Source organism: Paraburkholderia sp. BGA-UO-ETr-F12, assembly GCF_059567945.1.
Genome location: NZ_JCAQOZ010000012.1, coordinates 205,115 through 224,538, shown reverse-complemented (window position 1 = coordinate 224,538; position 19,424 = coordinate 205,115). Strand labels below are relative to the sequence as shown.

The 19,424-nt window shown below is 62.2% G+C and carries 18 protein-coding genes; 11 read left to right on the top strand and 7 right to left on the bottom strand.

Translation table 11 applies throughout. The features are described from left to right. Positions 1-139 precede the first annotated feature (139 nt). Positions 140-667, top strand: a complete 528-nt coding sequence (locus tag AC57B6_RS04555) for a periplasmic heavy metal sensor (protein ID WP_028196801.1) — start codon at positions 140-142, stop codon at positions 665-667. 218 nt (positions 668-885) lie between these two features. Here AC57B6_RS04555 and AC57B6_RS04550 read toward each other — a convergent pair whose 3' ends face one another. Then, positions 886-1,596, bottom strand: a complete 711-nt coding sequence (locus AC57B6_RS04550; RefSeq protein WP_030103188.1) for a pirin family protein — start codon at positions 1,594-1,596, stop codon at positions 886-888. 587 nt (positions 1,597-2,183) lie between these two features. On the opposite strand from AC57B6_RS04550, the gene AC57B6_RS04545 reads away from it, so the two are divergent. The 5 genes from AC57B6_RS04545 to AC57B6_RS04525 all read left to right on the top strand — a co-directional run bounded on the left by AC57B6_RS04545 (position 2,184) and on the right by AC57B6_RS04525 (position 7,101). Continuing rightward, entirely contained in the window at positions 2,184-2,960 is a 777-nt protein-coding gene (locus AC57B6_RS04545) for an ABC transporter substrate-binding protein (RefSeq protein ID WP_106352791.1), read from the top strand. A 156-nt stretch (positions 2,961-3,116) separates the two neighbouring features. Further along, positions 3,117-3,806 carry an ABC transporter permease gene (locus AC57B6_RS04540; RefSeq protein WP_028196798.1) on the top strand — a complete coding sequence of 230 codons (690 nt, stop codon included), beginning with the start codon at positions 3,117-3,119 and terminating at the stop codon, positions 3,804-3,806. Beyond that, complete coding sequence (locus tag AC57B6_RS04535) at positions 3,803-4,516, top strand: ABC transporter permease (RefSeq protein WP_028196797.1); 714 nt, start codon at positions 3,803-3,805, stop codon at positions 4,514-4,516. The genes AC57B6_RS04540 and AC57B6_RS04535 overlap by 4 nt, the downstream gene beginning before the upstream one ends. Positions 4,517-4,567: 51 nt before the next feature. Beyond that, entirely contained in the window at positions 4,568-5,347 is a 780-nt protein-coding gene (locus AC57B6_RS04530) for an ABC transporter ATP-binding protein (RefSeq protein ID WP_028196796.1), read from the top strand. A 602-nt stretch (positions 5,348-5,949) separates the two neighbouring features. Continuing rightward, positions 5,950-7,101 (top strand): porin, encoded by a 1,152-nt coding sequence (locus AC57B6_RS04525; RefSeq protein ID WP_028196795.1) that lies wholly within the window; start codon positions 5,950-5,952, stop codon positions 7,099-7,101. 237 nt (positions 7,102-7,338) lie between these two features. Here the strand turns inward: AC57B6_RS04525 and glnK are convergent, their stop codons facing one another. Beyond that, complete coding sequence (glnK, locus tag AC57B6_RS04520) at positions 7,339-7,677, bottom strand: P-II family nitrogen regulator (protein WP_006048444.1); 339 nt, start codon at positions 7,675-7,677, stop codon at positions 7,339-7,341. Between the two features lie 146 nt (positions 7,678-7,823). Continuing rightward, the gene (locus AC57B6_RS04515; RefSeq protein ID WP_496420763.1) at positions 7,824-9,539 is read right to left on the bottom strand and encodes an NAD+ synthase; all 1,716 of its coding nucleotides are present in this window, start codon (positions 9,537-9,539) and stop codon (positions 7,824-7,826) included. A 132-nt stretch (positions 9,540-9,671) separates the two neighbouring features. Between AC57B6_RS04515 and AC57B6_RS04510 the strand changes: the two genes are divergently transcribed. Both AC57B6_RS04510 and AC57B6_RS04505 read left to right on the top strand, forming a co-directional pair. Then, positions 9,672-10,841: a GNAT family N-acetyltransferase gene (locus AC57B6_RS04510; protein ID WP_028196793.1), complete on the top strand. Its 1,170-nt coding sequence runs from the start codon at positions 9,672-9,674 to the stop codon at positions 10,839-10,841. Between the two features lie 9 nt (positions 10,842-10,850). Next, positions 10,851-11,186 (top strand): GIY-YIG nuclease family protein, encoded by a 336-nt coding sequence (locus AC57B6_RS04505; RefSeq protein ID WP_030103193.1) that lies wholly within the window; start codon positions 10,851-10,853, stop codon positions 11,184-11,186. Here the strand turns inward: AC57B6_RS04505 and AC57B6_RS04500 are convergent. The 3 genes from AC57B6_RS04500 to ppa form a co-directional block, all read right to left on the bottom strand. Continuing rightward, positions 11,183-13,285 (bottom strand): FUSC family protein, encoded by a 2,103-nt coding sequence (locus AC57B6_RS04500; protein ID WP_496420762.1) that lies wholly within the window; start codon positions 13,283-13,285, stop codon positions 11,183-11,185. The genes AC57B6_RS04505 and AC57B6_RS04500 overlap by 4 nt on opposite strands. A 46-nt stretch (positions 13,286-13,331) precedes the next feature. Next, entirely contained in the window at positions 13,332-13,520 is a 189-nt protein-coding gene (locus AC57B6_RS04495; RefSeq protein ID WP_183799943.1) for a hypothetical protein, read from the bottom strand. Positions 13,521-13,584: 64 nt separating this feature from the next. Beyond that, on the bottom strand, positions 13,585-14,112 hold the full coding sequence (gene ppa, locus AC57B6_RS04490) for an inorganic diphosphatase (RefSeq protein ID WP_028196789.1): 528 nt from the start codon (positions 14,110-14,112) through the stop codon (positions 13,585-13,587). A 296-nt stretch (positions 14,113-14,408) separates the two neighbouring features. Between ppa and AC57B6_RS04485 the strand changes: the two genes are divergently transcribed. The 3 genes from AC57B6_RS04485 (at position 14,409) to AC57B6_RS04475 (ending at position 18,064) form a co-directional block, all read left to right on the top strand. Continuing rightward, positions 14,409-15,848 (top strand): aldehyde dehydrogenase family protein, encoded by a 1,440-nt coding sequence (locus AC57B6_RS04485; RefSeq protein WP_106352787.1) that lies wholly within the window; start codon positions 14,409-14,411, stop codon positions 15,846-15,848. A 53-nt stretch (positions 15,849-15,901) separates the two neighbouring features. After that, positions 15,902-16,660: an SDR family oxidoreductase gene (locus tag AC57B6_RS04480; protein ID WP_028196787.1), complete on the top strand. Its 759-nt coding sequence runs from the start codon at positions 15,902-15,904 to the stop codon at positions 16,658-16,660. An 84-nt stretch (positions 16,661-16,744) separates the two neighbouring features. Continuing rightward, the gene (locus AC57B6_RS04475) at positions 16,745-18,064 is read left to right on the top strand and encodes an MFS transporter (protein WP_046566397.1); all 1,320 of its coding nucleotides are present in this window, start codon (positions 16,745-16,747) and stop codon (positions 18,062-18,064) included. A 167-nt stretch (positions 18,065-18,231) separates the two neighbouring features. Here AC57B6_RS04475 and AC57B6_RS04470 read toward each other — a convergent pair whose 3' ends face one another. Further along, entirely contained in the window at positions 18,232-19,422 is a 1,191-nt protein-coding gene (locus AC57B6_RS04470) for a heme biosynthesis protein HemY (RefSeq protein ID WP_030103198.1), read from the bottom strand. Positions 19,423-19,424: the final 2 nt, after the last annotated feature.

Genomic DNA, 19,424 nt, shown 5'->3' with positions numbered 1-19,424 from the left:
ACACGTAATGACCCGTAATAGCCACATGCGTCGGCGTAACACAGCGTTGGACCCGTTTCTCTACGCTGTGTCTTACCGAATGCAGGCCGTCCTCTATCACCGGTTGCATCGTCGGCTATTCCATTACAAGGAGCCTTACATGTCCACCAAAAAAATCTCGCGCGTTCTCGCCGTTGCCGCCACCGCCCTTGCCATCGGCGCGGGCGCGGCCTATGCCGCTCAGCCCGCCGGTCAAGGCGGCCCCGGCGGCTGGCATGGCCACTTCATGAAGGAACTGACGCAACTGCACGACCAGCTGAAGCTGAATGCGGATCAGGAAAAGCAATGGCAGGCCGCGCTGGACACCATGAAGCAGAACCATGAGGCCATGCGCGCCAACCATGAACAGATCAGGAACCAGATGAAGGCCGCTCAGCAGCAGCCGATCCTGGATCTGAACGCCATGGCGGCCGCGCACCAGCAAGTCGAGCAAAAAGACGCACAACTGCGTCAACAAACCACGAATGCGTGGCTCACTTTCTACAACGGCTTGAACGACCAGCAGAAAACTACGGTCAGCACGGCGCTAAAGCAGCGTTTTGCGAAGATGGAAGCCCGTCACGAGAAGATGCGCGAGCGCTGGCAGCATCATAAGGGCGCGGCGTCGGCGCCGGCTGCCAATCAGTAAGCGGTATCAGTAAGCGGTATGACCCAGGCGGAAGGCAGCTTGCGCGGCCGCCTTCCAGGTGCAAAAACGCCACGGAAAAGCTTCCGTGGCGTTTCTGTTTGCGTCCAGACAGCGCTTCAGCCCGAAGACATTCGTTGCGCCCGCAACCGGCAATCGCTAACCCTCTGCCAACCATTGGTCAACCATCGGCCAGCGAATCAACAGCAGGCGACGGCTGCTTATCCGTTGAGCGGACCCAGATCGAACAGCAGGACCTCGGCATTCTCGCCCTTCTCGAGCATCACCGTATCGGTCCCGCTGAGCTTGGCGGCATCGCCGGCTTTGAGCGCTTCGCCATTCACGGTCAGCGCGCCGCGCGCCACGTGCACATAGGCGAGGCGCCCTTCCGGCAACGTGAACGAAGCCTGCTCGGCGCCGTCGAGCAACGCCGCGTAGATCGACGCGTCCGCGTGAATCGTGACGGAACCGTCCCGGCCGTCGGGCGAAGCGATCACCCGCAGACGCCCGCGCTTGTCGGCATCGTCGAAGCGTTTTTCCTCGTAACCTGGCTGGTCGCCCGCGCGTTGCGGGATCACCCAGATCTGCAACAGGTGCGCCTCGTCGTCCTGCGATGCATTGAATTCGCTGTGCATCACCCCCGTACCGGCGCTCATCCGCTGCACGTCGCCGGGACGGATGGTCGAGCCGTTGCCCATGCTGTCGCGGTGTGCAAGCGCGCCTTCGAGTACATAGGTGACGATTTCCATGTCGCGATGGCCGTGCGTGCCGAAGCCCTGCCCACCGGCGATACGGTCTTCGTTGATCACCCGCAGCGGTCCGAAATGCACGTGTTGCGGGTCGCGGTAATCGGCAAACGAGAAGCTGTGATACGAGTCGAGCCAGCCGTGATTGGCATGGCCGCGTTCGTCGGAACGGCGGATCTCGATCATGAAAGTCTCCAGTAACTAATTAACGATGCGCAGAATGTATGGGCGCGCGGCCCGCTAAACAATCGGCAACGGCGCACCGGATCGTTCCATAAATCCACGCAATCACGCGCCGGCGGGGCGCTGGGCGCGGCCAGCCCGGCTACCGGCGCCCCAGCCACGGCATTGCGGCCGCGTTGTTGGCCGCTTTGTTGGCCGCTTTGTCGGCCGTCGAGCGAACGAGTATGGACAAACACAGCCGGACCGCGTTCCGGCACCGTCGCAAATCCACAACGCATGCGCCCAGCCATCGGCCATCGACGGCGTCCCAAACTGGCGCCCCGTCCCTGTTCGGGTAAAATACCGCCCTTTTCAAGACGCGTGGGTGCCGAAGGCACGCCGACGGGCCCGGCAGCCGGGCCGCAATGGCACAGCCACGGGGTTCGCCCGCTCACCGATTTCGCTCGATACGTCGAGAAGACGGGCGCGAAAGCGGGCGAAATCCAGACGCGGCGCGACAATTTTGACCGCCTAGAATAGCGACGGCCGGCCACGAGCCGGCGGTCGTCGAGATCGGCACACCACGACGATCAGTTTGATCCAGGAGAAACATGAAGAAGGCCGCACTGTGCGTGGCGCTTGCCGTCGTGGCCACCGGCGCGATGGCGAAAGAATGGAAAACCGTGCGCATCGGGGTGGACGCCAGCTACCCGCCGTTCGAATCGAAGGCGGCCAGCGGCCAGGTTGTCGGCTTCGACGTCGATTTGACGAAAGCGCTGTGCGCGAAGATGAACGTCAAATGCGTGTGGGTCGAACAGGACCTGGACGGGATCATCCCGGCCTTGAAGGGCAAGAAGTTCGACGCGATCGTGTCGTCGCTGACCGTCACGGACAAGCGCCGCGAGCAGATCGATTTCTCCGACAAACTGTTCGAAGCGCCGGCCCGCATGATCGCCAAAGCCGGCTCGCCGCTCCTGCCCACGGCTGAATCGCTGAAGGGCAAGCACGTCGGGGTCGAGCAGGGCTCGACTCAGGAGACCTACGCCAAGGCGTACTGGGAGCCGAAAGGCGTGACCGTGGTGTCCTACCAGAATCAGGATCAGGTGTACGCCGACATCGCCTCGGGTCGTCTCGACGCCGCGCTGCAGGATGAATTGCAAGCCGACGCCGGGTTCCTGAAGACGCCGCGCGGTAAGGGCTTCGGCTGGGCCGGCCCGGAAGTGAAAGACCCGAAGACACTCGGAGACGGCACGGCCATCGGCCTGCGCAAGGACGACGTCGAGCTGAAAGCGATGTTCAACCAGGCGTTGGCGCAGGTGCATCAGGACGGCACGTTCAAAAAGCTCGAAAAGCAGTATTTCGACGTCGATATTTATCCTGGGCGTTGAACTTGACACTGAGCGGGTCACTGAGTTGACCGCTCACTCGGGGCTCGCCCGCATGGGCTTTCCCGAGGCTTCGTAATACAGTCGGCAACAGTTTCAAAGGCAGCTTCAACCCCGATTCAGAACCAGAGTCGGCAAGCGTATCGTCAAGGACCCCCTATGTTCCTTCAAGGCTACGGCCCGCTGCTTCTCAACGGCACCTGGCAAACCGTCAAACTGGCGGTGTTGTCGCTGGCGTTCGCTTTCGTGCTGGGCCTGCTCGGCGCGGCAGCCAAGCTGTCGAAGAACCGCGTGTCCTATGGCATCGGCACCGTCTACACCACGCTCGTGCGCGGCGTGCCCGACCTCGTGCTGATGTTGCTGCTGTTCTACAGCATCCAGATCTGGCTGAATAACCTGACCGACCTGCTGGGCTGGGATCAGATCGACATCGATCCGTTCGTGGCCGGCGTCGCGGTGCTGGGCTTCATCTACGGCGCGTACTTCACCGAAACCTTCCGCGGCGCCTTTCTCGCGGTGCCGCGCGGCCAGCTCGAAGCGGGCGCGGCCTACGGCATGACCAACTGGCAGGTGTTCTCGCGGGTCATGTTCCCGCAGATGATGCGCTTCGCGCTGCCCGGCATCGGCAACAACTGGCAGGTGATGGTGAAAGCCACGGCGCTGGTGTCGATCATCGGTCTCGCGGACGTGGTCAAAGCCTCGCAGGATGCGGGCAAAGGCACGTTGCGGTTCTTCTTCTTCACCCTGCTCGCCGGGGCGATCTATCTCGTCATCACCACAGTGTCCAACTTCGTGCTGATGTACCTGGAAAAGCGTTACTCGACTGGCGTACGAAAGGCGGATCTATGATCGAGATCATTCAGGAATACTGGCGCAATTACCTCTATACCGACGGCTACCGCCTGACGGGCGTGGCGATCACGCTGTGGCTGCTGGTGGTGTCGATCGGACTCGGCTTCTGCCTGTCGATTCCCCTCGCGGTTGCGCGCGTGTCGAAGAAGAAATGGCTCGCCGCGCTGGTGTGGCTATATACGTACGTGTTCCGCGGCACGCCGCTCTACGTGCAGCTACTGCTCTGCTACACCGGCCTGTACAGCCTCGACATCATCCGCAACCACGAACTGACCAACGCGTTCTTCCGTGACGGCATGCATTGCACGCTGCTCGCGTTCACGCTGAACACCTGCGCGTACACCACCGAGATTTTCGCGGGCGCGATCAAGGCAACGCCGTATGGCGAGATCGAGGCGGCGCGCGCCTACGGCATGTCGTCGTTCACGCTGTACCGGCGGGTGATTCTGCCGTCGGCGCTGCGCCGCGCGTTGCCGTACTACAGCAACGAAGTGATCCTGATGTTGCACGCCACCACGGTTGCGTTCACCGCGACCGTACCGGACATCCTCAAGATCGCGCGCGATGTGAACTCGGCGACCTATCAGTCGTTCAACGCGTTCGGCATCGCCGCCCTGCTCTATCTATGCATTTCGTTTGCGCTCGTGTGGCTGTTCCGCCGCGCCGAGCACCGCTGGCTCGCTTACCTGCGGCCGCAAGGCAAGTAATCAAGAAGAAGGGCACTGCGCCCCAGGCAAGCAAGCCCGCCAAGGAACCCGATGAACACCAGGAAGCAAAAGCTCTTCGTCGATGAGCTTCACAAACAGTACGGCGACAACGAAGTCCTCAAGGGCGTGTCGCTGAAGGCCAATGCGGGCGACGTGATCAGCGTGATCGGCTCGTCCGGTTCGGGCAAGAGCACGATGCTTCGCTGCATCAACTTTCTCGAGCAGCCGAACTCGGGGCGCATCTTTGTCGACGGTGAAGAAGTCCGCACGCAGATCGGCAAAGCCGGCGCGCTGCGCGTGTCCGATCCGAAGCAGTTGCAGCGCGTACGCACCAAGCTGTCGATGGTGTTCCAGCACTTCAATCTGTGGACCCATATGAACGTGCTCGAGAACATCATCGAGGCGCCGGTCAACGTGCTGGGTCTGAAGCGTAAGGAGGCCGAAGAGCGGGCACGCGAGTATCTGGAGAAAGTGGGCCTCGCGCCGCGTCTCGAGAAGCAGTACCCGTCGCATCTGTCAGGCGGCCAGCAACAACGCGTGGCAATCGCGCGCGCGCTGGCCATGCATCCGGACGTGATGCTGTTCGACGAGCCGACCTCGGCACTCGACCCCGAACTGGTCGGCGAAGTGCTCAAAGTCATGCAGACGCTCGCCGAAGAAGGCCGAACGATGATCGTCGTCACGCATGAAATGGCGTTCGCGCGCAACGTGTCGAATCACGTGATGTTCCTGCACCAAGGCCGCGTCGAGGAAGAAGGCCACCCGGACGAAGTCTTCAGGAACACGAAGAGCGAACGACTCAAGCAGTTCCTCTCCGGCAGCCTCAAATAAAGCTCAACTAAAGCGGTCATACAGCCCACTATCCGGGCTGTAGTCAAAGTAGCATTACAAGGCGCTTACGAGCGCCTTTTTTACTTCGCTCACCTGCCTATTCCGCCCATTCCGGCCGCCAAAACGGGCCAAACCTGGCCCGCAACGCCCTCTTTTCGCTCTACTCTGACGCATTTGACGCGTCAATAGTGGCAATCCTTAACGTTGCCCGTCCCAATCCGTGATTCCCTTGTCGCATAAGGGTTTCCCGTCTTTTTGGAGACATCGCAACGATTCCTTGTGCACATTCGTATTGCAATTTGGAGACATCCACCCGGGGCGGTACTAATTTCTTCTCCCACTCCAGGGTATTTTTGATAAATTAGTAACCAAAGTAGCAAAACAAAGTTCATTAAAAGTAGTTTCACTTCAAAGCAACAGAGGAGAACCGGTCGGCGAGGGATCGGCATGGCGCGAAGAATAGCCCGCTGAGGCTATCCGTCACGGCAGGAGACCCAATCCACCCGCTAATCTCCCTGGTACCGATTTCTGTTCGGCGCGCTTGTGTCCGAACACCATTCGCAGTACTGGGTTTCACTTTTTGACAGGGTATGGAGGAGAAGATGAAGAAAGCTTTGCTCGCCGCTGCGCTGATGACAGCCGGTGTAGTTGCGCACGCCCAAAGCAGCGTGACGCTGTACGGCCGCCTTGACGCTGGTCTCGAATACATGACGGGCGTTCCGCAAGGCGTCGGTGCAAATGGCCAGGCAACGGGCAGCACGAACCGTTGGCGCGCAGAAAGCGGCGACTGGGGTACGAGCCTGTGGGGCTTGAAGGGCGTTGAGGACATCGGTGGTGGCAACAAGGTGCTGTTCCAGTTGGAAGGCTCCTTCAACACCATGACGGGTGCAGGCCCTGGCGGCGGCGGTCTCTTCAATCGTTGGGCAACTGTCGGTTTGTCGAACGACCAGTACGGTACGTTCACGATGGGCCGGATGCTCTTCATCTCGAACGGCGTGTGGGACTTCGACCCGTTCGGTCAGTCCAACTGGTCGTCGGCTTCGCTGGTGCGTGGCCGCAACTGGCCGCAATCGAGCAACAACTTCGCTTACCAGTCGCCGAAGATCGCGGGCTTTGACTTCTACGGTCAATACGCGCTGTCGAACGCAACGAACTGGAACGGTAACAACCCGGCCGGTCAGGGTCGCGAAGCTGGCGCACAGATCACTTACACGAACTCGCTGTTCCAGGTTCGCGGTCTGTACGACGAAATCCGCAATCCTGCTAACGGCGTTCTGTACGGCCCGAGCGCAAGCACGGTCAATCCGAACAATATCGGCAGCGGCGTGTTCGCAGCATCGCGCGAATACTCGGCTCTGTTGAACGTGTTCCTCGGCCAGTTCAAGATTCAGGCTGCTTACCAGGCGATCCGTTCGGCCGGCGCTCAAGGCGTGCTGCCGGGTCAACCGACCACGCTCGATCACGAATGGGGTGGCGTGACGTGGCAAGCAACGCCGGCTGCGGCACTGATCGCAGCGGTTTATCACGTGAACGGCAACAATGGCGCAGGCAACGCGACGATCTACACGATCGGCGGCTCGTACAACCTGTCGAAGCGCACGCTGCTGGACATCCAGATCGCTACGACGCAAAACAGCAAGACGGCTAACTACGGCCTGAATGCTAACAACGCAGGTACGGCGACCAGCACGGACAACCCGCTGCCGGGTCACAGCCAGACCGGCGTGTACGCAGGTATTCAACACTCGTTCTAATCGAACGGTGTGCCCCGAAGGGATTTCCTTCGGGGTGTAGCAACGAATTCTTCAAGAGAATCTTTTTCACGCTGCTGCGAGAGGCGCGTATCGGTGCGATGTCCGAAAGGGTATCGCACCGTTTTTTATTTGCGCGCGCGGTTTTACCACTGCTTCGCCGCACCTGATCGGTGCGCACTAAGCGAGTGCCAATACCGCCGTTTTAAAGCACCGTTTCGACCGTGCGGAACAAACGGCTCACACTGCCGCTTCGTTTTCTTCACCGGTACGAATCCGGATCACACGCTCCACGTCCGCGACGAAAATCTTGCCGTCGCCGATCTTGCCGGTGCGCGCCGCTCCGATGATCGCGTCGATCACCTGATCGCACTGATTGTCCGCGACCACGACTTCGATCTTCACTTTCGGCAGAAAGTCGACCACGTACTCTGCACCACGATAGAGCTCGGTATGGCCTTTCTGCCGGCCGAAACCCTTGACTTCGGTCACCGTCAGCCCTGTCAGGCCGACTTCAGCGAGCGCCTCGCGCACTTCGTCGAGTTTGAACGGTTTAATGACTGCAGTGATGCGCTTCATGGCGGACCTCGTCTCGTGATTGGAAAGGTGAAAGGGAAATGGATGATTTTTATTCTACGCCGCGCCGGATGCGTTGCGGCGATCCGGCGGGCGCTTCAGGTCTGCTATGGGGTAAGTCAGTAAGTCCGCAGCCTTTCGCCTGAGACTCACTCCACCGGTTCCGTGTAGCGCGACGTAATCGGATAACGCCAGTCGCGGCCAAACGCGCGATGCGTGACGCGAATGCCGATCGGCGCCTGACGTCGTTTGTATTCGTTGATCTTGATGAGGCGCGTGACGCGTTTCACATCGTCGACCGCGTAGCCCGCCGCGATGATTTCGGCCAGCGAGCGATCCTCTTCCATGTACATGCGCATGATTGCGTCGAGTACTTCGTACGGCGGCAAGCTGTCCTGGTCGGTCTGGTTTTCGCGCAGCTCCGCCGACGGCGCACGGGTCAGAATCCGCTCGGGAATCACGTCCTGCTTGCCGAACGCAGTAGCCTGGTTGCGGTAATGGCACAGCTTGTAGACCAGCGTCTTGGCGATGTCCTTGATCACCGCGAAGCCACCGGCCATGTCGCCGTACAACGTGCAGTAACCCACCGCCATCTCGCTCTTGTTGCCGGTGGTCAGCACGATCGAGCCGAATTTATTCGACAACGCCATCAGCAAGGTGCCGCGAATGCGCGCCTGAATGTTTTCTTCGGTCGCGTCTTCGGCACGGCCCGCGAACTCATCGGCGAGCGAGTTGCGGAACGCGTCGAACATCGGAGCGATCGCGATTTCGTCGTAACGCACACCAACGCGGCGCGCCATCTCGGCGGCGTCGGTGGTCGAAATGTCCGCGGTGTAGCGCGACGGCATCATCACCGCGCGCACCCGGTCGGCGCCCAGCGCGTCGCACGCGACGGCCAGCACCAGCGCCGAATCCACGCCGCCCGACAGGCCGATCAGCGCGCCGGGGAAACCGTTCTTGTTGATGTAGTCGCGCACGCCCATCACGAGTGCCGCGTACACCTGCGCTTCGAGCGAAAGCTCCGGCGCGATAGCGGCAGGCAGCGGTTTGCCGCCGTCGAACTCGACAATCGCATTGCCCTCCTCGAACTGCGCCATCTTCGCGACCAGTTCGCCCTTCTCGTCGAGCACAAACGAGCCGCCGTCGAACACCAGTTCGTCCTGTGCGCCCACCATGTTCACGTAGACCATGGGCAAACCGGTCTCGCGAATCCGCGCGCGCAGAATGTCGAAACGCACCGCTTCCTTGTTCAGGTGATACGGCGAGCCGTTCGGAATCAGCAGCACCTGTGCGCCCGCTGCCTTGGCCATTTGCGCGGCCGACGCATGCCACGCGTCCTCGCAGATCACCACGCCGTATTTGACGCCGTCCAGCTCGAACACGAACGGCTTCGGGTCGGAAGCGAAGTAGCGCTTCTCGTCGAACACCTCGGTATTGGGCAAATCCTGCTTGCGATAGGTGCCGGCCACCTCGCCGTCCACGATCAGCGAAGCCGCGTTGAAGGTATCGACCGGCGGCACGCCGCGCTCGATCGGCGCGTTTGCATTACCATGGCCGTGCGCCACGCTGTGCTGCAACGGATTGTGCGTCAAGTCACGTAACGGATGGCCGACGATCACATGCAAGCCGGCGAAGGGCTTGAGCTGCGTGGCCAGATCGGCCAACGCGGCGGCACTTGCGGCGTAGAACGCGGGACGCAGCAACAGATCTTCGGGCGGGTAGCCGGATAGCGCGAGTTCAGGCGCGATCAGCAGCTTCGCACCATCGTTGTGCGCGGCGCGCGCGGCAGCGACAATCTTCGCGACGTTGCCGGCGAAGTCGCCGACAGTGACATTGATTTGAGCAAGAGCGATTCGGGTCTTCATGGCAGGATCGACAGGCAAGCCACAGGGCTTGCGAGTACCGCGGCTGGTCAGCTCGACGGCAACGGACAAATCGGATAAACGAACGACGCATCGCTACAGGCCTGCGTCGCTCATTGGGAACAGTCAGACAGATTGAACCAGGAACGCTTTGATTATCGCACGGGCATTCTGGCGTCGCCCTCCGAGGTAGATGCCGCGCAATGGAACGCCCTTCTCGCGCAGCAGACGCAGCCCACGCCGTTTCTGCGGCACGAGTTTTTGAGCGCGCTCTCCGCGACCCGCTGCGCGGTCGCCGATACCGGCTGGGCGCCGCAATTCGTCACGCTCACCGATCCGCGCACCGACCGGCTCGTGGCCGCCGCGCCCGTGTATCTGAAGGGGCACTCGTACGGCGAATACGTCTTCGATTGGGCCTGGGCCGATGCGTACAAACGCAACGGTCTGCCGTATTACCCGAAGCTGCTCTGCGCCGTGCCGTTCACACCGGTGCAAGGCAACCGGCTGCTGTCGGCGGATACGCATGCGCTCAAGCATCTGGCCGCGACGCTGATGGCGTTCGCCGAGCAGGCCGACGTGTCCTCGCTGCACGTGCTGTTTCCAACTGAAACGGAGGCGAGCGCGCTCACGGAGATGGGCATGATGCAACGCGAAGGCGTGCAGTTCCACTGGCTCAACGACGGCTATCGCGACTTCGACGATTTTCTCTCCACGCTCGAACAGAAGAAGCGCAAGAACATTCGCGCGGAGCGTCGCAAGGTCCAGGAAGCCGGCGTGACCATGCGCCGGATTCGCGGCGAGGATATCCAGGACGCGGATTGGCGATTTTTCAGCAAGTGCTATCGGCAAACCTACCGCGAGCACTTTTCGAGTCCGTATCTGAACCTCGATTTCTTCCGGATGATCGGCGCCTCGATGCCGGAAAATCTGCTGCTGGTGATCGCTGAATACGAGGGCAAGCCGATCGCGAGCTCGCTGGTGGTGTATCAGCGCGACGCGAAAACCGGCGGCACCTTGTACGGCCGCTACTGGGGCGCGCTCGAACATGTGCCCTGCCTGCACTTCGAAACGGCGTACTATCAGCCGCTTGAATTCTGCATCGAAGAAAAGCTCGGTGCGTTCGAAGGCGGCGCCCAGGGCGAACACAAAATGGCGCGCGGTTTTCTGCCGACTGTGACGCGCTCCACACATTGGCTCGCGCATCCGGCCTTCGCCGATGCGGTCGGCCATTTCCTCGACAACGAAAAGAACAGCATCCACGCCTATGTGGACGAGCTGCGCGAACACAATCCGTTCAAAGGCTGAAGCGTACTCATGGCGTGGTTTCTGTATCTGCTCGAATGTTCGGACGGCAGCGTCTATACCGGCATTGCCACCGACGTGCAGGCCCGCTTCGACAAGCATGTGAGCGGCGAAGGCGCGCGCTATACGCGTTCGCGCAAGCCGGTGCGGGTGCTGGCATCGTTCGAGTTGGCGAATCGTTCGAGTGCGTCGCGCGCGGAGTATTGGGTCAAGCGGCTGCAGCCTGCCGAGAAGCGCGCGCTGGCAGGCGGGCTGCGTACGCTTGAATCGGTGCTGCCCGAGCCTGAACCCGAGCCTCCGGCCGAAGCTGAAGCTGAATCCCAATCTGAATCGGCGGAGCCGACCTAACCCCTCGCCTCCCGCATCCGCTCCGTCAGCAGCCGGTGCATCAGCGCGATTTCCCCCACCGCATCCGCTTCGAGCGACGTCAACCGGTCGCGTGCGGGAAGCTCGCGCCGTATCGGCCGCAGGGTTCGATTCAAGGCCGCCTCGATGTCGGCACTCGTAGAGTCGATCCAGACGGCGAGTTCGCCGTGCCTGCTGCGCAGGTTCGTACTCAAGCGCAGTTGGGTCGCGGTGCCCGCCATTTTCCGCAACACGCTCAGTACCGTCAGCGTGACCGTATCGACCATCGAATCCTCGAGTTTTTCGAGTCGAATCCGGCCAATTGCCTCCTCGGCATTATTGCTGCCGAGGCCGGCGGCGCGGCGCAAGCGCTCCATGTCCTTCTCGCTTCGCTGCGGCGATTCCAGCGCCGCCCTCAGATACGCGAGATTGGCCCGCACCGCGTCGCCCAGATAGGCGCGATAGTCGACCTTTTCGCGCGTCGGCCACAGGTAGAAGGTTGCCAGCAGCGCCAACACACAGCCGAGCACATTGTTGCCCAGCCGCGTGAGCGCGTAGGCAAATTCGCTGGCGCCCGGCGTCGCGAAGTCGGCCACCAGCACGAAGGTCGGCGTCAGGAACAGAACGAAGAGGCTGTAGCTGACGGGGCGCAGCGTCATGGTGGCCAGCACCAGCGGAAACACCGCCAGTGAAATGCCGAGCGGCGAATGAATCGCATAGCCGATTGCAGCCGCCAGTACGCCCCCGACAATGCTCCCGGCAGCACGCTCGATACTTCTTGGCCAGGTCGCGGCAATGGACGGCTGCAGGATCAGCAGCGTCGCCATGGTTGCCCAGTAGCCGAACGGAAGCCCGAGCGCCCGGATGACCAGAAAGCCCGCCGTGGTCGTCACGCCCACTCGGGCCGCATGCCGCAAGCCGACCGACTGAACCGAGAGATTCGCCTTGAAGGTCGACCAGGTCCGCGTCAGTAGTCTGGCGGCACGGTCCCGCCACGCCAGCGACTGGTCGTACGCCGGCGCGAAATCAACCAGTTCGAAATCGAATTTGAGCGCGACAGGTTCCGTCAGTGCGGATTCGAGCCGCCTAGCGAGGCGCCGCAATCGGCGTTGCAGGTCGGCGAGACGGTCCCATTGCGCTTCGCCGGCGGCGGCGCCCACTCTGCGCAGAACCTCGCCCACGCCGGTCAGAAGCCGTGCCGCGCGCCTGGCCCGACATGGGTCCCCCGGGATTTTTTCGCAGGCGCCCGTGACTGCAATCAGATAGGCGAAGAGCGCCTCGCTCTCCGTCAACAGGCCGAGCAGATTGTCGTAGGTTTCCCGGCCGGCCGTTCGCGAACCCGGCACGTTCGCGAGCGCCTTGCGAGAGCGCTCCAGCGCGGCCCGCGCATCCGCGCGAAATTTCGCGGCATGCGTCGCCCACTCGCGAGGCGCTGCGCGCTGCTCCAGCAGGCGCACACTGTCGAATGCAATGTCAGCGAGGCGCACATAGACCGCCCGCAGCGAAGCACGGCTCGCGCCGAATGGATGAATACGCCAGACCGTCAAGCTCAGCACGACGGCAAACAGGCATCCAACCAGATAGATGCCGAGAAACGCCATCCCTTCCCGAAGGTCGCGCATGGGCTTGTCGACCATCACGACGCAGGCGGTTGCCGCGAGAATGGTCACCTGCGATGCCGCGGCGCCCCAGATCCTGCCTAGCGCACCGAGCGAGGTGAATACCAGCATGGCGAGCGCGGCAAGCGCCGTGCCCTCGCCGGACGCGAAAGCGGTCACGCCGCCGCACACTGTCGACAGAAGCGCAAAGCCCATCATCGAAGCGAAGCGCGCGCGATTCGAGCCGGCGGCGTCGGCAAGACAGGTCCAGAAAGCGCCGATCGCGGCCCAGGCGAAGGCCGGCTCGTGCAGCAGATTGCCCAGCACCAGCATCGCGGTGGACGCACAGGCGGCTCTCAGCCCCTCCGACAGATTGGCCTCGCTGGTCGAAAACGACACCATCCATATCGGCCGTTTGCGGTAGATCGCGGTGACGAGCGCGTACAGGCTCGCGTACAAACGGCTCGACCAACGTGACGACGGGTGGGACTTGCGATTCAGCATCCGGACGGTGGGCTCTCAAAACGCACGTTCGCGCTAGCTCAGCGCATTAATACGCCAGCGGCAGAAAATCTGCTGTAGCCGCCGAATGATAAGGGTTAACACTGATATATAAAAATGCCTTCGGTTCATCCAGTCGATGCGTTGTGTCTATGTGCTGGAGCAACGCCGGCCAGACGGGCGCGTTGCCTGCATGACGCAGCGTGCCGGGTTCGGGATCGCTGAAAACGCCGCCCATGAAAAAACCGCGCGGCCCTTGCAGGCTCGCGCGGTTTTTTCGTCAACTAGCAGTGCGACGCAGCTTACTTCTTGTAGTTAGCCACGCCTTCGCTGATTTCCTTGTGAGCGGCGTCGATATCCGCCCAGCCTTCGACCTTCACCCACTTGCCCTTCTCCAGCGCCTTGTATTGCTCGAAGAAGTGCTTGATCTGGTCTTTCAGGTACGCCGGCACGTCGTCGAGCGACTTCAGCGTGGCGGTCATCGGGCAGACCTTGTCGTGCGGAACGGCGACCAGCTTGGCGTCGACGCCCGATTCGTCGGTCATTTGCAGCATGCCGAGTGCGCGTGCGCGAACCACCGAGCCTGCCAGCAGCGGGAACGGCGTGATCACCAGGACATCGACCGGATCGCCGTCGCCCGACAGCGTTTGGGGGATGTAGCCGTAATTCGCCGGATAGCGCATGCCCGTGCTGATGAAACGGTCGACGTGCAGGAGGCCCGTTTCCTTGTCGGCTTCGTACTTCACCGGATCGCTTTGCGCCGGGATTTCGATGATGACGTTGAAATCTTGCGGGAGATCTTTGCCTGCGGGGACGTTATTGAAGCTCATGAGCGCTCTCTGATCAGATGGAATTCGGAACACGGCGTGCGGCGCGCGGGCTCGGGCGGCGTGAATCGTGAGTCTCTCGCGAAACTCGCCGGCACGAGCGGCGCTACAGCCGGACAGTGCGGAATACGCCATTATAGCCAATCGGCCGATGCCATTCGGCTGGGATCGGCGCGATAATCATCTGGCGTCTCTCGATTGTGCCTCTCGTTTGTGAACACCGCGCGTCCGGGCCGAGGCTTGAATTCCGCTCCCGGCAACGGCCCCGCATAGGCTGCGCGACATCTCAAGGAGCATGCATGGAAGAAGCCCGGCATTTCATCGGCGGCGAATGGTCCGCTGCATCAGGCGGCGAAACAATCGCCGTGCTCGATCCGTCGGACGGCCAGCCGTTCACCACGCTTGCGCGCGGCACCGCGGCGGATATCGACGCCGCCGTCCACGCGGCCCGCCGCGCCTTCGAAGGTGCATGGGGCGCGGCCAGCGCCGTCGAACGCGGCCGCGTGCTGCACCGGCTGTCGATGCTGGTCACCATCCATCAGGAAGAACTCGCTCTACTCGAAGCCCGCGACACCGGCAAGCCGCTCAAACAGGCCCGCGCCGATTCGGCGGCACTTGCGCGCTACTTCGAGTTTTACGCCGGCGCGGCAGACAAGCTGCACGGCGAAACGCTCCCCTATCAGGCCGGCTACACGGTGCTCACCATCCGCGAGCCGCACGGCGTGACCGGCCATATCGTGCCGTGGAACTACCCGATGCAGATCTTCGGCCGCAGCGTCGGCGCGGCGCTCGCCACCGGCAACGCGTGCGTCGTCAAACCGGCGGAAGATGCATGCCTGTCGGTCCTGCGGGTTGCCGAGCTGGCGGCCGAAGCAGGGTTGCCGGCGGGCGCGCTGAATGTCGTCACCGGCTTCGGACATGAAGCGGGCGCGGCACTTGCCCGTCATCCCGGCATCGATCACATCTCCTTCACCGGCTCACCCGAAACCGGCAAGCTCGTGACGCAGATGGCCGCCGAGAACCACGTGCCGGTCACGCTCGAACTAGGCGGTAAGTCGCCACAAATCGTTTTCGCCGACGCGGATCTCGATGCGGCTCTGCCCGTGCTGGTCTCGGCGATCGTGCAGAACGCCGGGCAAACCTGCTCGGCGGGCAGCCGCGTGCTGATCGACCGGGCCATCTACGAGCCGCTGCTCGATCGGCTGAGCGGCGCGTTTCACGCGCTGCGGGTCGGGCCCTCGCATGCCGATCTCGACTGTGGTCCGTTGATCAATGCGAAGCAGCAACAGCGCGTGTGGGACTTTCTCTCCGACGCGCAACACGACGGCATCCCGATGGCCGCACACGGCGAAGTGATTCCGGAAGCGCCCGAAAGCGGCTTCTATCAGGCGCCCACGCTGCTGCGCGATGTGCCCGCGAGCCACCGTCTGGCACGCGATGAAGTGTTCGGACCGGTGCTCGCCGCCATGTCGTTCAGCGACGAAGACGAAGCGCTCTCGCTCGCCAACGGCACGCAGTACGGCCTCGTCGCGGGGATCTGGACGCGTGACGGCGCCCGCCAGATGCGCCTTGCGCGACGCCTGCGTTCCGGTCAGGTATTCATCAACAACTACGGTGCGGGCGGCGGCGTCGAGTTGCCGTTCGGCGGCGTGAAGCATTCAGGCCACGGACGCGAAAAGGGTTTCGAAGCGCTGTATGGCTTCACGGTGCTCAAAACCATCGCCATTCGTCACGGCTAGGCACTGCAGCGCGGCAGCACGCAGCACCATCCACAACAAACAACGGAGACATCATGCGCTTGACAGGTAAAACAGCCATCGTCACGGGTGGCGGCTCGGGTTTCGGCGAAGGCATCGCGAAAACGTACGCGCGCGAAGGCGCAAATGTGGTGGTCAACGATCTGAACGGCCCGGCGGCCGAACGGGTGGCGAGCGAAATCGCGCTGGCCGGCGGCAAGGCGATCGCGGTGGCCGGTAACGTCACGCTGCGCGAGGATTGGCAGACACTTCGCAAGGCCGCGCTCGAAGACTTCGGCAGCGTGCAGATCGTCGTCAACAACGCTGGCACCACGCACCGCAACAAACCCGTGCTCGACGTGACGGAGGCCGAGTTCGACCGCGTCTATGCGGTGAACGTCAAAAGCCTCTACTGGAGCGTGCAGGAATTCGTGCCGTATTTTCGCGAGCAAGGCGGCGGGAGCTTCATCAATATCGCGTCGACGGCCGGCGTGAGGCCGCGTCCGGGACTCGTCTGGTACAACGGCAGCAAAGGCGCGGTGATCATCGCCAGCAAATCGCTCGCCGTCGAACTGGGTCCGGACCGCATCCGGGTGAACTGTGTGAACCCGGTCATAGGCGAGACGGGGCTGCTGTCGGAATTCATGGGCGTCGAAGACACGCCGGAGAACCGCAAGCGCTTTCTCGCCGGCATTCCGCTCGGGCGCTTTTCGACGCCGCAGGATATCGCCAACGCGGCGCTGTATCTCGCCTCGGACGAAGCCGAGTTCATCACCGGCGTGTGCCTCGAAGTAGATGGCGGGCGCTGCGTGTAAACGCCAAGCAAACCAAACCATTCAGCAAGGCTAGAATCGCGATCGACGGCGGTACTTCATTTCCACAAGAAAAGAGGAGACACCATGGCTAGTCCCGCAGATCCGCTCCACCATCCCGGCGCGGGTGCGCCACCTTCCACGTTCGAAGAAGCGACCTACCGCAAGGTCACCTGGCGGCTCGCGCCGCTCCTGATGCTCTGCTATGTGGTCGCGTACCTCGACCGCGTCAACGTCGGCTTCGCCAAGCTGCAAATGACCACCGATCTGGGTCTGAGCGACGCAGTCTACGGCTTCGGCGCGGGGATTTTCTTCCTCGGTTATTTCATCTTTGAAATTCCGAGCAACGTGATCCTGCACAAGGTCGGAGCACGCGTGTGGATTGCACGGATCATGGTGTCGTGGGGCGTGATCTCCATGCTGACCATGTTCGTCACCACGCCGGCCATGTTCTACGTGATGCGCTTCCTGCTCGGTCTCGCCGAGGCGGGTTTCTTCCCCGGCATCATCCTGTATCTCACATACTGGTATCCGGCGCATCGCCGTGGCCGCATGACCACCTGGTTCATGACGGCAATCGCGTTGTCCGGCGTGATCGGCGGTCCGGTGTCGGGCTACATCCTGAAGAGCTTCAACGGCATGAACGGCTGGCATGGCTGGCAGTGGCTGTTTCTGCTCGAAGGCATCCCGTCCGTGATCGTCGGGATCCTCGTGTTCGTGATACTCGACGACCGCGTCGCGAAGGCGAAGTGGCTCACCGCGGAAGAGAGGGACTTGCTCGAGCGTCAGGTGTCGGCCGAGGAAGCCACCAAGCACGACATGCCGATCCGTCAGGTGCTCACAAGCGGCCGCGTGCTGATGCTGAGCCTCACGTATTTCTCGTTCGTGATGGGCCTCTATGGTGTGAGCTTCTGGCTGCCGACTATCATCAAGGCGACCGGCGTGACGGATGCGTTCATGATCGGCCTGCTGTCGGCGATTCCGTTCGCGGCGGCGGTGATCGCAATGGTATTCGTGTCGCGCAGCGCGGATCGCACGCGCGAGCGCCGCTGGCATATCGCCTTGCCTGCCTTCGCCGGGGCAATCGGCCTCGTGCTCTCCGTGGTGTGGGCGCACAACACGGTGCTGGCAATGGCCTCGCTCACGCTCGCGACCATGGGCATTCTGACCACCCTGCCGCTGTTCTGGAGTTTGCCGACGGCGATTCTCGCCGGCACGGGCGCGGCGGCCGGTATCGCGATGATCAATTCGATCGGCAATCTGGCGGGCTTTCTGAGCCCGTACGCGGTCGGCTGGCTGAAGCAGGCAACCGCCGCGAATGACTCCGGCATGTACATGCTGGCGGCATTCATGATTCTTGGCGGTTTGCTGGCGGTCAGTGTGCCGGCGAAGATGGTCAACAAATAAAGCGGCTCGCCGAATGAAGTAACACAGGAACCTCCGTCGAACCAAAAGCATTAACTCATGAATCACGCTTGACGCTTCAACGAAAAACCCCCGCCGTCTTGCGACGCCGGGGGTTTTTTCTGACTGACTCGCCGCACGATCAAACACGTGCCGCGGCAATCAAAGCATCAAACGATATTCATCGCCAACGCGCTCTCACGATAATGCTCGCTTGCCTTAGCGGAATCGCCAAGCTGCTCATGCAAACGCGCCAGCGCGCGATGCGAACGAATCTTCAGCGTCTCGTTGTCGGCCAGTTTCAGCGCGCGTTCGAGGAACGATTGCGCCTTGCCCCACAACTGCTGATGCAAACACAAGCGGCCCAGCGCGAACATCAGATCCGCGTCTTCCGGACGATCCTTCTGCCACGCCTCAGCCTTCTGGATCAGCGGCAACGCGTCGCCACCGGCCGTGTCCGGATAACGACGCAGCAGACGCGCGTCCCAGTTCTGCGCCAGCGCCTCTTCGACGATCTTGCGCGCTTCCTGCGGACGATTCAGCGACACCAGCAACTCCGCGGCGAGATCGGCAAGACGCGGCGAGTGCCGCTCCGTGGCCGACAGCGAATTCCACAACTCCAGCAGCGCATCGGCGTTATGACGCCGGTCGCGCAGCAGGTTTTCCGCCGCGAGCTGACGCAAGCGCACCGCTACCGCCGGATGGATCGCTTCGCGCTTTTCCAGCGTTTTGACGAGCTTGAGCACTTCACCCCAGTTCTTCAATTGCTGTTGCGCACGCAACATGATCTGCTGCGCGTGAATCCGCCGCGCGCCCTGCGATTGCATTTCGGTGAGCGCGCTCAGCGCGCCGTCCGCATCGCGGCCATCGGCACGCATGTCGGCAGTCGCCATCAGGCGTGCGTCCTGCCAGTCGGCCTCGTCGATCTGCGCAAGCCATTCGTCGCGCCGCGCGTACTCGTGCATGCGATGCGCCGCGGTGGCCGCGATCAAACCGGCCGCGCCCTTGTTGTCGCCATTCGCGAGCGAATCTTTCGCGGCTTTCTCAGCGCGCGAGAAACGCCCCGCGTACAGATTGCCGATCGCGTCACGCAATGCGGCGTGCGCCTTCGCAACACGCGAGCGTGCGCGATAGGCCGCCACGCGCTGCGGCATGCGCCAGATATTGCGCACGATGCGCAGCAACGCGTAGATCAGGATGAACAGCACCACCAGCCCGACCACGAACAGATTCAGCGAGATGTCGACGCGATACGGCGGGTAGATCAGCAGCACCTGCCCCATATCGAAGCGTCCGACCACCGCCAGCACCACCGCGATCGCGAACAGTAACGCGAGCCATAGAAGTCCCCGGATTGCCATGA

What these genes read in the sequence shown, in the direction of transcription:
- AC57B6_RS04555 (WP_028196801.1), top strand. Translation starts at nt 140, where the DNA reads ATGTCCACCAAAAAAATCTCGCGCGTTCTCGCCGTTGCCGCCACCGCC.
- AC57B6_RS04550 (WP_030103188.1), bottom strand. Translation starts at nt 1,596, where the DNA reads ATGATCGAGATCCGCCGTTCCGACGAACGCGGCCATGCCAATCACGGC.
- AC57B6_RS04545 (WP_106352791.1), top strand. Translation starts at nt 2,184, where the DNA reads ATGAAGAAGGCCGCACTGTGCGTGGCGCTTGCCGTCGTGGCCACCGGC.
- AC57B6_RS04540 (WP_028196798.1), top strand. Translation starts at nt 3,117, where the DNA reads ATGTTCCTTCAAGGCTACGGCCCGCTGCTTCTCAACGGCACCTGGCAA.
- AC57B6_RS04535 (WP_028196797.1), top strand. Translation starts at nt 3,803, where the DNA reads ATGATCGAGATCATTCAGGAATACTGGCGCAATTACCTCTATACCGAC.
- AC57B6_RS04530 (WP_028196796.1), top strand. Translation starts at nt 4,568, where the DNA reads ATGAACACCAGGAAGCAAAAGCTCTTCGTCGATGAGCTTCACAAACAG.
- AC57B6_RS04525 (WP_028196795.1), top strand. Translation starts at nt 5,950, where the DNA reads ATGAAGAAAGCTTTGCTCGCCGCTGCGCTGATGACAGCCGGTGTAGTT.
- glnK (WP_006048444.1), bottom strand. Translation starts at nt 7,677, where the DNA reads ATGAAGCGCATCACTGCAGTCATTAAACCGTTCAAACTCGACGAAGTG.
- AC57B6_RS04515 (WP_496420763.1), bottom strand. Translation starts at nt 9,539, where the DNA reads ATGAAGACCCGAATCGCTCTTGCTCAAATCAATGTCACTGTCGGCGAC.
- AC57B6_RS04505 (WP_030103193.1), top strand. Translation starts at nt 10,851, where the DNA reads ATGGCGTGGTTTCTGTATCTGCTCGAATGTTCGGACGGCAGCGTCTAT.
- AC57B6_RS04500 (WP_496420762.1), bottom strand. Translation starts at nt 13,285, where the DNA reads ATGCTGAATCGCAAGTCCCACCCGTCGTCACGTTGGTCGAGCCGTTTG.
- AC57B6_RS04495 (WP_183799943.1), bottom strand. Translation starts at nt 13,520, where the DNA reads ATGGGCGGCGTTTTCAGCGATCCCGAACCCGGCACGCTGCGTCATGCA.
- ppa (WP_028196789.1), bottom strand. Translation starts at nt 14,112, where the DNA reads ATGAGCTTCAATAACGTCCCCGCAGGCAAAGATCTCCCGCAAGATTTC.
- AC57B6_RS04485 (WP_106352787.1), top strand. Translation starts at nt 14,409, where the DNA reads ATGGAAGAAGCCCGGCATTTCATCGGCGGCGAATGGTCCGCTGCATCA.
- AC57B6_RS04480 (WP_028196787.1), top strand. Translation starts at nt 15,902, where the DNA reads ATGCGCTTGACAGGTAAAACAGCCATCGTCACGGGTGGCGGCTCGGGT.
- AC57B6_RS04475 (WP_046566397.1), top strand. Translation starts at nt 16,745, where the DNA reads ATGGCTAGTCCCGCAGATCCGCTCCACCATCCCGGCGCGGGTGCGCCA.
- AC57B6_RS04470 (WP_030103198.1), bottom strand. Translation starts at nt 19,422, where the DNA reads ATGGCAATCCGGGGACTTCTATGGCTCGCGTTACTGTTCGCGATCGCG.